We start from the raw sequence: 12296 nt of genomic DNA on the forward strand, positions 1-12296 counted from the left end.
GCGTCATTACAACGAGGAAAGACCTCACAGTTCACTGAATTATTTACCGCCAGCTGAGTACGCAAAACAGGTGGCATAAAAACTGAAATCTCATTGAAAATGTGGTGTTATTTCAGGGGAAAGGTCATATGGGGTTGCGTCATATCCAGATGTCTACGATGATTTATTTATTAAATTTTTAGTGTCAGTTATTTCGGCACCTTTTGCTTTTTTATATTTAATTATAAATTTTTTTAATTATTTTGTAGCTCCGAAGCATTGCACGCTGGACATTGAAAACGGGGTGTTATCTTTTGACCGGAAACAGATGAAATTGACTCCTTCTCAAATCGTAAAAGTGACTTATATTTTCAGGCGATTTTCATTAGCTATTGTAGAGGGTAATAATAAGCTGATAAGAACGGGGGCAGTTTACACCGCTGATTTGAGTGTAGATGATATTGGTAGCTATTGTTGTGAATCTGATAGATTCCTTTTTTCAGAATATCATTAATGAATTGATCGTAAAGTTACTAGATTAATAAGGTTAATTGAAAACATGGGATGCTTTCAGGAAGAGTAGGGTTAGTGGCCCTGCGTTGCGGGGTCTCAAATGATAAGCAGTTATCTTAAAATGCCCAATTCAATGGAGTTTGTTATCCCTGTTGTAGCGGACGACCCTCGGTCTTAGGCAGCTTACGCATCAGCATCAGGAAAAATAACGCATAGACATTCACCAATGGTATGACGCACAAGATGATAACGCTGATGCTTAAGCGGTTTTTTATTTTAGCGGTAAGGACCGCCAGAGGTGAAATTATAACCAGGCACGTCATCAGCAATACCAGAAGAGGTGAAAGATCACCGGTTCTCATTAGCTCTATAATCATCATTACCTTGTTACTCCGGCTCAATGTGGAGATGTGATTGCATCTTCCGGTTGTACATGGTCGCCTTTCAGTTACCCGCCCAGGCTAACTGCAATAATCCCATAGAGGATAAGGCCGATCAGTAATAAATAGACGACACTAAGCAATAGGTTTGCAGTGAACACGGTTAACCATAGTGGTTGGGTAAAGCCATGCTCGCGTCGTTGTTCTGCCTTTAATAACTTGAATGTTGAAGGCAGTGTCAGGATCATGCTCGCTATGGTCAGGGGAACACAAATCACCACGTAGATCAGTCCAACAAAAAGGGCGGTGTAGGTATTGTTCACAACCTCTGGGCTAAACTGACTGCCGACAAGATTAAAGCATAGAACTGCTGAGAGTGCTGTAATTACACCCCAAACCTGACGTTTTTTCATGGTTGCCTATGCCTTTATGGTCTTATAGATACTTATCCTACCTTCTTTTTATAAAATGTTCAGGTAGAAATTGACCAGGCTGGCAGCAATTGCAGGAGGTGTTGTGCCCTCCACTTTTCGGAAGAGGAGGGCACCAAGTTTATAGATTTATTAGGCCGCTTTAGATTCTTTCTTTTTCGCGGCATCGTCGCCGGCGTCAGCGCTGGCATCGGCTTTCGGGGTTTTCTTTTTAGCTGGCTTTTTCGCGCCAAGGGCGATTAGCAATTGCTCGCGTTCGCGGGCGAGGAAAAATGCCATGTCCTCTACTTGCTTTTCATCGGTGAGGGTTTCACTGCGCTCAAGCAGGGGGAATAGTTCTTCCACCATGTCCAGCATTTTGTCGTGTGCGTCGGCTTCCGACTTACTGTTAAATGTCATCTTTTGTTCTCCGTCTCGCACTACTACATATTGCGTAATAACAGCCATGGGCATTCCTCGTGGTGTGCTATGTATGGATTAAATTTGTTAGCACGGTGGTGCTCTTAATGTACTGTTTATTTATACAGTTATTTACATTGAGAGGCAACCCTAACTGGTACGCATATTTAAAATTCCCCTGTGGGTGCAACGATGTCAATCGTTGATAAAGCTCCTGTCAATTTCTTTCAAACTTGCTGCGGCGCCTTTACAGATAACATTGAACGAGCCGTCGGTGCCAAGAACGACGGCACCGACATCTTCGACGGATGCCTGACCCGCTGTGCGAACGGCGGCCATCACGTCGTCTTTGGTAACGCGTTCGCGGTGCATGGTTTTTTCTAAGTAGTTGCCCTGGTACACCAGCAGGCTGGGTTCGGCGGCAATGACTTTGCGTACCCAGCGAGCGCGTACACTCGACCAGGTGACTATAAATTGCAATGCTATTAACAAGGCCAGGGCGAGGGCACCCTGTGCCAGCGAGACATCTTTACTCAACAAAATGGTGGCCAGAGTAGAGCCGAGGGCGACGGTCACAACCCAGTCGAAGGCATTCATTTTGGATAAGGTGCGTTTGCCGGCGATTCGCAGAAACAGCACCAGCGCGCAATAGGCGAGTACACCCACCACGAGTGTACGGAGTAAACTTTCCCAGCCGTCAAAAAACATCGCACTCATCAGCGCAACTGACTATCTTTACTACCGCGGCGGTTAAACGACGATGAGGTTTTATTGTCTTTGTCGAGCGCGGTCTGGCATTCAATGCATAACCGCACACCGGGCAACGCCTCGCGCCGGGCCTGAGGAATAGGCTCATCGCATTCAGCACAAAAGTGCAGGCTCTCGCCCGCCGGTATCTGACTACGTGCCTGCTTTACACTGTCTTCCGTGCTTGCATCAATTTGATCCTGTACTGCCCCATCTCGGGACCATCCGCCAGCCATGTTAAACCTCCACTTACTTAAGGCGCGTTATGACTGTAAGTGTAGCTTAATTAGCTACCGAGAGGGGTAACCCCTGCCTATGGACGGAGCACTGCAGGAATATCAACTCGGGCATGGGGGAAAGTGGGGTATTCGTGGTCACTAAAATGTCATGTTACTGACATAAATGATGCGTAGCCTACTTGGCTTTATTAATAGCGATACGAGTAAACTATGCATTTACGCCCTTTATCTTTGATGTTGATTGCGCTGTGTACCACTTCAGTTGGTATTGTCGCGTGTTCGGGCTCTAACCAGCAGGCTGCGCATGACGACACAGTACTGACCAGTAAAACCCCGTATCAGCCGCGTCAGGATGTGTCAGCCTACACGCCTGTTCCAGCTGGGTACCAGATTGTAATGTTGCAGCATGTAGCACGTCATGGCTCGCGTGGATTGTCCAGCGCGGATGACGACGACTTGATGCTGCAGTTGTGGCAGCAGGCAGAGGCGGAAGATGCGTTGACCAGCTTAGGTGAGCAACTTAAGTCGGCCTTAGATGCGATGCTGAATGTACATAAGCGCTTAGGGTACGGTGAAATCAGCACCTTAGGCCGGCAGGAACATGCACAAATGGCGAGCCGCATCGTACAGCGACATGAGGACCTTTTCAGTGCTGAGGTTGATCCTGACCGTTCGATTCTGGTAACTCATTCAGGCCGCTCCCGCGCCGCGCAAAGTGGCGAAGCCTTTGTTGCGCAACTAGTCGCCGAGCAACCCCATTTGGCAGCACGTATTCAGCCTGCCTATGCGAGCCCTGAGACGGTATATTTTCACAAAGCAGAGGGCTCAGAGGGGTATGACGACTATCGTGACAACGACCCTCGACTGGTCGCGGCAATGGCGCAGATAGAAGCCGGCGACAAAACTCGCCGGGTCGCCGAAGAGGCCCTTAGCCGTTTATTCACTGATGACTTTGTCGCACGGTTGCAAGCCGGGCAATACAGTTTTAGCGCTCACGCGGATGATGAAGATCAGATTAATGACGAGCTGGATGCGTTATTTGCTCTGCATGGTTTGTACAGCATCGCCCCTAATTTGACGGCGGATGCTGATATCGATATGACCCCGTTTTTGCTGCCTGAGCATGCAAGTTGGCTTGCGTATGTTGACGATGCAGATTCGTTTTATGGGCGAGGTCCGGGCTTTGTGGGTGAGGATATTACATATCGTGCCGCGGATGCTTTGTTTATGGAAATGTTTGCACAAATAGACGAATTCCAACGGGCATCATCGTCAGCGCCTCTGGCAAGTCTGCGATTTACTCATGCCCAGGTAACTATGCCCATCGCGACCTGGTTGCAGCTGGCTGATACAGAGAACTCTGTGGAGCCGGACACGCTTTATACCTACGAAACAAACCCGTGGCGGGCAGCAGTCATCTCGCCGATGTCAGCCAATGTGCAATGGGAAATATACGCCACTGACATGGACTCCGAGTTACTGGTGCGGATGCTGCACAACGAGGCCGAAGTTCCTTTTCCTGCTGAGTGTTCGGCGCTTGAATCAGGTTCCTATTTTTACCCATACAGCGAAATAAAGCGTTGTTTGGGCGAAATTCATAATTTAGAGTTTAACTAACCATCAAGTCAGGGTGACTCCCACGGAGTCACCCTGTTTATTTCATAAATATGGCTAAAACGTCACAATATCGTCATTGAATTTAGCCCTGATTGTCATATTTCCTGCCTACCATGACCTCCCATCTGTAACTAAATCAACCAGATGGAAAATCCATGTTGTTACACACTAAAACAAGAAAAAATATTCTCGCGCTAACCATCGCTGCAATTATCGCAGCAGGCAACGGTGTTGCTTTTGCAGGGCAAAGCGCTGGCAACTTCACTCTGATCTCAGCGTCGGCCAAGGACATAAGCAGTCAGGCTATTCGCGGCGAAATTTCAAACCCAGGTGGTCAGTTCGTAGCGGGTGCAATTGTTCGTCTGCAAGGCACTAACCGTGAAGTAACCACTGACCGACAGGGGCGTTTCCGCTTTGATGGTCTTGAAGTTGGTCATTACCAGTTAGTGGTCGATTATCTGGGGTACGAAAACCAGCTTATCGATGCACAGGTCAGCGCGCAGGGTGGTCAGTTTCTTAGTGTGATACTTGATCAACAGGAGCCGGCGCAACAGGCAGAAGGGATTGAACGTATTCAGGTGATTGGAGGTCGGGGTGGCCAGGCGCGTGCACTGAATGCGCAACGCTCTGCTGACAATATCAAATCTGTGGTGTCATCTGACTATTTAGGCCGCTTCCCGGACAATAACGTCGCTGAGTCGATGCAACGCCTGCCAGGCGCTTCTATTCAGCGCGACCAGGGCGAGGGCCGTTACGTCAACGTGCGTGGTGCCCCGCTCGAGTTTGCTAACGTCTCCGTCAATGGCGTTGTATTGCCTTCCCCAGATGGCGGCACTCGTGCAATTGATTTAGATACTATTCCCGCGGACGTCATATCTGCACTGGAGCTAACCAAAGCAATCACCCCAGATATGGATGCTGATGCTATTGCCGGGAATATCAATATTGTTACTCAAGGTGCTCTGGACAGTCGCGGTCGGGTCTTGCGTGGTCACTTAGGGCTGGGTCAGAACGAAAAGGGCAGCGGCGATGCTTACCGGGGCGGGATTACCTTTGGTGATCGTATCGGCAACCAGGACAACCTGGGTGTGTTGTTCTCACTCAATCACAGTGAAACCAACCGGGTCACTGATAATATCGAACATAGCTGGGTGTTGCAGGATAATGGTGCCTACATACCGGAAACGACCGAGTTCAAGGACTATGAAGTGCAGCGAATTCGCAGCGGTGCAACCGGGCGTGTAGATTTCCGGCCGACTGATAATACGCATTTATACGTATCTCATACCTACTCACGTTTCGAAGACAGTGAATACCGTGACACGATCGAAATTTCATGGGATGAGTTTACTCCGGATTCGGATTCGCTGTCTGGGGTATCGGGACGTACAACTTTTGATAACGAACTGCGTAATCGTACCGTTGTAAACACCATTAATAGCACCGTGCTTGGCGGACGTCACCACTTTGACCGGGCAACTCTGGAGTTTTCTGCGGCCTATTCTACTGGCGAGCAGAGATACCCGGATCGGAACTATCTGGTTTACCGCGAAACATCACGACCTGCGATGGCCTATGATTTCAGCAACCCGGATTTACCGACTTTTGAAATTCTTGATGGTGAAAATAACGTAGTGCAGGACAACTTTGATTTTCCGTTGGAAGATTATGAGTTTCGTCGCTATGAGCGCCGCTTTGGTGATGCCGAGGAAACCGAGCAGGCCTATAACATCGATTTAAGCCTGCCAACCACATGGGGCAGTGCGTATGTGGTTAATAAGGTCGGTGCCAAGATACGTCTAAAAGATAAAATGAATGATGAATCCAGACGACGTAACGGCGAAGGTGCTGGCGCCCCTGATTACTCTGAACTGGTGATTGACTCTCGTTCACAGCCTTTTGGCGGCTACTACAACAACGGCTTTAAGATGGTCCGTGACTTTGTCGGTGAGTACGGGTCATTGTTTGAAACTGACGATTACCAGTTGCTTACAGCGGCTTCAGTAACCGCAAACTATGACGCAGAAGAAGACACCTACGCAGCCTATGCAATGAGCACCATGGAGTGGGAACAAACTACCCTGTTACTGGGTATGCGTGCCGAACGGACTGAAACCTCTGGCCAGGCGAATGAATTTGATGAGGATACGGAGCAGGCTGAAGCTGTTTTTGCCAGCAATTCTTACACCAAATTATTCCCCAGCGCACATCTGCGTCATGAACTGGATAGTGGCGTTATTCTGCGGGCAGCCTATAGCACCGGTCTGAGCCGGCCAAACTTTGCTGATCTGGTGCCATACTTTATTGTTGAAGACCGTGCGTCGGGCCAGGGAACGCTGGACATTGGTAATACCGATCTCGACCCAACCTATGCGCACAATTTTGACTTAATGGCTGAATATTACATCGAGCCGCTGGGTTTAATTTCCACCGGAGTGTTCTACAAAGACCTCACTGACCCAATTTTCAAAGCGCGTTCAACCGTAGCGGACGGTGAATTTGCAGGCTTTGATCTGGTCCGCCCGGAGAACGGCGAGTCCGGTAAACTATATGGTTTTGAAGTGAACTGGCAGCAGTCACTCAACTTCTTACCTGGTGCCTGGTCGGGGCTGGGCTTTATCGCTAACTACACCTACACCGATTCGGAAGCGGATTTACCATTTGGAATTGGTACGACTCAGCTCGCCGGCACCAGTAAGCATAGCTATAACGTTGGTTTGCAATACGATACTCAGCGCTTTAGTTCGCAACTGGCATACAACTACCGTTCTGAGTATGTTGATTCTTTTGACACTGCAGACCCGTCGTTGAACATATTCTGGGATGGTCGTGGCACGCTCGACTTTAGCGCCAACTTTGTAGTCACCGACAATTTCTCGGTGTTCGCTGAAGCAACAAACCTGACTGACAGCAAGGCCATCCGCTTTCAGGGCGAACGCAGCCGGGTCTATGAACACGAGCAGTTCGGTCGTGCCTACATGGTAGGTCTGCGCGCTAACTTCTAATAGCTGGCGAGAGCGTACAGGCAGTTGAGTACACGCTGCATTTAAGTTCGAATGAGAGTAGCAGCAGTAAAACAGGCTCCAGGTTCTGCATGACCTGGAGCCTGTTCCTTGTTTATAGGCCTCTGCATACAGTAGGCTATAGGTATCTTAGGATATGAAGTGTGCCAACAAAATAATATGACACAGAAACTTTTTATGGTCTACCTGGGTGGCAGCACGCCGGGAGCGAATATCGAACTGCATGATATTCGATTTGTGATTGCGACTACAATTGAACAGTCTTACCCGCAATTAAAACGGCAATGGTTCGGCGACAAAAAAAGCGTTCATATGGACAGCTATCTACACGTGCACCATGTGGATGGTTATCGCATTGAACTGTCCGAACAGCCTGTAGCCCAGTCTCACCGACTTTACTTCGTCAATTTTGGTGGTTATTTCCCCGCGCAGATGGCCGAGCTTCATGACTTTACTCTGGTGGTTGCAGGTTCGCCTGCTGAGGCTAAAGAGCTGGCTAGAGCAAAAGTCGTAAACGCAGGGCTGGCAGGCGCGGAGCAACTGCATAAAGACGATTTACTGGCTGTCGATGACTGTCTGGCACTGGATTTAATTGATGGCTACTATCTCGACTTACAGCGTGATGGGGAAAGCCAGCCTTTAGAACCTGACTGGATGGGCTACCAACCGTTACCCTGATGCCGTCTGCCGGCCTCCCACGAACTAAGTTAAGCAAAAGTCATGTTAAAAATATTTGACATGGCTTTTAACGAGGCTATGCTATTCATGTTAAGTATTTTTAACATTAAGGGCATGTTTGCTTATCAGCGCTAACGAATGAATGGAGAGCACAAAGATGGCATTTCAAGAGAAATCAGCCTGGATTATGCTGGGCATACTGCTGGTGTTGGCGGCCGGCTACTTTATTCAGGTAGGGCAACTTTCAGCGGCTGCGGGTGAAGTTATAAATCCGCAATTGGCAGCGGTGGTTAAATTTACTGTCGCGATTATTGTCTGGTCAGTCATTAGCCATGTCGCCTTAGCGCTGTTTTGGCCGAAAGATGCACAGCAAAAACTGGATGAACGCGAGCGCCGTATTCATGACAGAGCAGGGCATTTGTCGGGCCTGGTGCTGGGCTTTGGTCTGGTCACAGCACTCGGCTACTTCCTTGTTATAGGAAATGCCAACGTGTTGTTCTACATGGGGTTTGCGTCGCTTATTCTGAGTCAGCTTAGCGAGTATGTGTTCCGTATTTTCAATTATCGACGTTCATTTTAGGGAGCATGATGGCTACTACTCTGCCGATACGAAACCAGGTTAAGGCAATGCGCGAAGCGCACGGCAACATGACTCAGGCTGAGCTTGGCGATGCCGTCGGCGTGACCCGCCAGACAGTGGCCGCGATTGAGCAGCGCCGCTACTCTCCGTCACTGGAAACTGCGTTTCGGATGGCCAGTGTATTTGGTTGCCGGCTGGACGATCTATTTGAATACGAAGGCGATTAACGCTACACGACGCTCACTGAACCATCAGACAACGACGTCATCGTTCAATGAGGTGGCGCAGCGTCGGTTCGATATGCACCTGAAGGCGTAAGTCGGCAATATCATCGGCGCGGGTCTTGCCAATATTAAGCAGTGCCAGCGGTTGTTGTGCCTGATGGGCCTGACGTGCAAAGCGAAAACCGGAAAAGACCATCAGCGACGAACCAATCACCAACAGACCGCGGCTGTTAGCCAGCGCCTGCTGCGCTTGTTCGACCCGGGCACGGGGTACATTGTCGCCAAAATAGACCACATCAGGCTTAAGAATACCGCCACATGCCGTGCAATCAGGCACCAGAAAGTCACTGAAGTCCCCTTCAAGATGTGAATCACCGTCAGCCCCTACCTCCGGGGTCATGTCCGCATAGTGGGTGTTGAGCGCCAGGCAGCGTTCGTGCATGTGCAGACGCGGGCTTCTCTGGCCGCATTCCATACACAGCATAGCGTTGGCGTCACCATGTAAGTCAATCACCTGGCTCCCGCCCGCGCGTTGATGCAGGCCATCGACGTTTTGCGTGATAATGGTTCCGACGAGCCCCTGTTGTTGCCAGGTCGCCAACGCTGTATGCGCTGAATTTGGTTTGGCCCGGTATAAAGTCGGCCAGCCATGCAGGCTGCGCGCCCAGTATCGTTGCCGCGCTGGGGCACTGCTCATAAATTCCTGGTGCTGCATCGGTGGTGCTTTTTTCCACGCGCCCTGGCTGTCGCGATAATCCGGAATACCGGAATCAGTGCTGATCCCAGCGCCGGTGAGTACGGTCAACGGCTCTTGCTGGCGCAGTAAATGGAACAGTTCGTCCGCCGCCTCGGCGATAGTGTTTATATGCATACCATCTCACTTCATGCTGGCTCTGAGTTTTTTTCATAGTGCCAAGCATAGGCGTAAGTTTGAAGCTTTTTGCCTGGTTTGGTTGCCAGACCGGTGTAAACGACTGCATGATAGAGCAATTATTTGACAACATTGAGTCAGGCCATGAACTTTTCAAAGATAAAATTTCCGGCAGTTGCTGCATTCGCTTTGAGCGTTGGAGCTACTGCCAGCGCTGGTATAGCGAATGCCAGTGAGGATAAAACCGATGCCACGTTGGATGCATACGCAGCCGGTTATATTAGTAATTTTGTCTGTAGTGCAGTGTTTAACTCCGCTAGCAATAGTGCAGACAATGGCCCCAGCGTTAATAAAACACTGGAGCAGATAACCGAACATGAGTTAACCGGTATCTATGACGTCGTGGAAACGAGAATCCATGATTTGTTAGAGCGAGGGGCGTTGACCATTGACGACGACACCCGCTCGGTGTCTGTCGCTTATGCGTCGGATTCGGCCGCACAAGGCATGCCACCGCGGTTAAGTGTCTGGCGCCCGGCGCTCGGCTGTGTCGACTTGCCGGTCGGCGCAGAGGCGGAGGCGGCAGCTCATGTCGACGGCCTGATGGGGGACTTAGCCACAACCCAACACCCGGCAACGGACTCCGGCGAACCCTGGCAAACGCATGCGGATCTGAATGGCACATCGGGTAATGCTGAGCTTGATCAGGTGGTCGAGTTGGCCTTTAGTGATCACTATGGGTCTGGTGCGCGAACCTCTGCGGTCCTTATTGCAAGCCCGGATGACATCCTTAGCGAGCATTACCTTGATGGCTTTACCCCAACGACATCCCAACGCACCTGGTCGGTGGCCAAAAGTATCGGAGCGAGTGTGGTCGGGGCTGCCGTGCAGCAGGATCTTGTCGATGTTAACGACGAAGCAGGCCTTGCCGCCTGGTCGCATCCGGCTGACCCACGCCAGCGAATTACTCTTCAGCATTTGCTTCATATGAGCTCTGGCCTGGACAGTAATCAGGCAGGCAACCGCACTGACCGTATTTACATTGGTGGCGGCACAGTGGCTGACCAGGCGGTTGGTAACTCGCTGGAAAGCATTCCCGGTCAGCGCTGGAAGTATGCCAACAACGACACCATGCTGGCGTTACGGTCACTGCGCGAACGTTTTGAATCAGTTCAGGATTACCTGGCGTTTCCGTTCACAGCAGTGCTGCATAAAATAGGTATGCGACATACGTATCTGGAAGCCGACTGGCAGGGCGATTTCATTTTGTCGTCTCAGGTATGGACCACGTCACGTGACTTAGCGCGTCTGGGAGTTTTGCATTTACAGCAGGGGCAATGGAATGGTGAGCAAATCCTGCCGCAGGACTGGCTGCAGTATGTTTCGACCCCGTCACCAGCACAGCCTCCCACTCCAAATAGTCGCGGCGATGTGGTGCCTGGTTATGGAGCCCAGTGGTGGCTGTTCAATGACCGTATAAGCGGCATACCGGATGACACCATCGCCGCACGCGGTAACCGTGGACAATTCCTGATTATCGTCCCAGGCGAGGATCTGGTTATCGTGCGCCGCGGCTACGACATTGCCGGTGAACCAGGCTTCGATGAGATTCAGTTTACCCGGGACGTACTGGCGGCGTTGGGCAAATAACTCAGAAAAAGAAGTGCAACTTCTGTTAAGCGTGGACAGTCGGCAAAGCTTACAGAAGTTGCTCTTCGAGCTTCATTTATTACTTTAACCAGCAGGCTTTCTAATTGTAGCTGCTAAGGCTGGCTATAAACTTGCTGAGCTCACGTTGAAAACGCTCGGGAGCAACGTGGAAGGTGTCGGCGTGGGTGCCATCTTCAACAATGTATAGCTGGGACCCCGGGTGATTTGAAGCCGCGTAAAGCTGCTCACCCATCGACACCGGTATATTGCTGTCGTTCTCTCCATGAATAACCAGAAGTGGCTTGTTCAGCAAACTGACAGCACTGGTGTTGTCGAAACTGATAGCCTGGTCGACATCAACGCTGGCGAGCCTGCCTAGAGTATTACGCTGGCGAAAAACCTCAATCATTTCACTGTCCGTGGTCACTGCACCCTCAAGAACAATACCCTGAACCCGTGGCTCCTGGCTAATGTCCATTGCCATCACAGAGCCAAGCGAGAGCCCGTAGACAATAACATCGGACTCGGCAGGCAGCGCATTGATAATGCTGCTGGCATCGTCACGCATGGCACTAAAGCTGGCGTCGCCGCTACTCAGGCCGAAACCCTGGTAATCAATCGCGATGATGTTGTAATTTAATTCGGCGAGACTTTGCAGTAGCCCAAACCAGGGCTGCAGGGTCATGTTCAGTGCATTACCATGCAGCACCAGTATGGTTGGCTGGTTTGGCTCACGCTCCAGGGTCAGTGTATGCAGCTGTTCGCCGCTCTCGGTTGCTGTAAAAGACTCCTGATACCCCGATTGCCCGGTAAGCAGGGCTAAATTGTCCGGGTCAATGTCGCTGCTGGGTGAAACTATCATCTGTTCGGTGACGGTAACTGAGCAGGCGGACAGCAACATAGCAGCGACAGCCAGTGCCGCCGCTTTACTACCAGATATGTATGCCATTGATTAAGTTCCTTTT

General features: G+C 50.4%; 13 protein-coding genes. 7 read left to right on the forward strand and 6 right to left on the reverse strand.

Going from position 1 to position 12296, the window contains the following annotated elements; translation table 11 throughout:
• Positions 1–79: integrase core domain-containing protein (locus CWE12_RS00005; protein ID WP_133306974.1), on the forward strand; the 79-nt coding region annotated here is incomplete at its 5' end.
• Positions 80–940: 861 nt separating this feature from the next.
• On the opposite strand, the gene CWE12_RS00010 is transcribed toward CWE12_RS00005, so the two are convergent.
• The 4 genes from CWE12_RS00010 to CWE12_RS00025 form a co-directional block, all read right to left on the reverse strand.
• Positions 941–1285 (reverse strand): hypothetical protein, encoded by a 345-nt coding sequence (locus tag CWE12_RS00010; protein WP_126787535.1) that lies wholly within the window; start codon positions 1283–1285, stop codon positions 941–943.
• Between the two features lie 150 nt (positions 1286–1435).
• The gene (locus tag CWE12_RS00015) at positions 1436–1750 is read right to left on the reverse strand and encodes a YebG family protein (protein ID WP_126787536.1); all 315 of its coding nucleotides are present in this window, start codon (positions 1748–1750) and stop codon (positions 1436–1438) included.
• Positions 1751–1897: 147 nt separating this feature from the next.
• Positions 1898–2419, reverse strand: a complete 522-nt coding sequence (locus CWE12_RS00020; RefSeq protein WP_126787537.1) for a DUF421 domain-containing protein — start codon at positions 2417–2419, stop codon at positions 1898–1900.
• Entirely contained in the window at positions 2419–2685 is a 267-nt protein-coding gene (locus CWE12_RS00025) for a DksA/TraR family C4-type zinc finger protein (protein ID WP_126787538.1), read from the reverse strand. Before CWE12_RS00025 ends, CWE12_RS00020 begins: the two co-directional genes overlap by 1 nt.
• A gap of 213 nt (positions 2686–2898) precedes the next feature.
• On the opposite strand from CWE12_RS00025, the gene CWE12_RS00030 reads away from it, so the two are divergent.
• From CWE12_RS00030 to CWE12_RS00050, 5 genes are all read left to right on the forward strand, one after another.
• The gene (locus CWE12_RS00030; RefSeq protein ID WP_126787539.1) at positions 2899–4305 is read left to right on the forward strand and encodes a histidine-type phosphatase; all 1407 of its coding nucleotides are present in this window, start codon (positions 2899–2901) and stop codon (positions 4303–4305) included.
• A gap of 155 nt (positions 4306–4460) precedes the next feature.
• Complete coding sequence (locus CWE12_RS00035; protein ID WP_126787540.1) at positions 4461–7310, forward strand: TonB-dependent receptor; 2850 nt, start codon at positions 4461–4463, stop codon at positions 7308–7310.
• Between the two features lie 177 nt (positions 7311–7487).
• Complete coding sequence (locus tag CWE12_RS00040; protein WP_241984097.1) at positions 7488–8006, forward strand: DUF1543 domain-containing protein; 519 nt, start codon at positions 7488–7490, stop codon at positions 8004–8006.
• Between the two features lie 157 nt (positions 8007–8163).
• On the forward strand, positions 8164–8586 hold the full coding sequence (locus CWE12_RS00045; RefSeq protein WP_126787541.1) for a hypothetical protein: 423 nt from the start codon (positions 8164–8166) through the stop codon (positions 8584–8586).
• Positions 8587–8594: 8 nt separating this feature from the next.
• Complete coding sequence (locus CWE12_RS00050) at positions 8595–8813, forward strand: helix-turn-helix transcriptional regulator (RefSeq protein WP_126787542.1); 219 nt, start codon at positions 8595–8597, stop codon at positions 8811–8813.
• 37 nt (positions 8814–8850) lie between these two features.
• Here the strand turns inward: CWE12_RS00050 and CWE12_RS00055 are convergent, their stop codons facing one another.
• Positions 8851–9681: an NAD-dependent protein deacetylase gene (locus CWE12_RS00055; RefSeq protein WP_126787543.1), complete on the reverse strand. Its 831-nt coding sequence runs from the start codon at positions 9679–9681 to the stop codon at positions 8851–8853.
• A gap of 144 nt (positions 9682–9825) precedes the next feature.
• Here CWE12_RS00055 and CWE12_RS00060 point away from each other — a divergent pair, with 144 nt between their 5' ends.
• Positions 9826–11331 carry a serine hydrolase domain-containing protein gene (locus CWE12_RS00060; RefSeq protein ID WP_126787544.1) on the forward strand — a complete coding sequence of 502 codons (1506 nt, stop codon included), beginning with the start codon at positions 9826–9828 and terminating at the stop codon, positions 11329–11331.
• 100 nt (positions 11332–11431) lie between these two features.
• Here CWE12_RS00060 and CWE12_RS00065 read toward each other — a convergent pair whose 3' ends face one another.
• Positions 11432–12280 carry an alpha/beta hydrolase gene (locus tag CWE12_RS00065; RefSeq protein WP_126787545.1) on the reverse strand — a complete coding sequence of 283 codons (849 nt, stop codon included), beginning with the start codon at positions 12278–12280 and terminating at the stop codon, positions 11432–11434.
• Positions 12281–12296 lie beyond the last annotated feature (16 nt).

Source organism: Aliidiomarina sedimenti, from assembly GCF_003986955.1.
GTDB classification, from domain to species: Bacteria; Pseudomonadota; Gammaproteobacteria; order Enterobacterales; family Alteromonadaceae; genus Aliidiomarina; species Aliidiomarina sedimenti.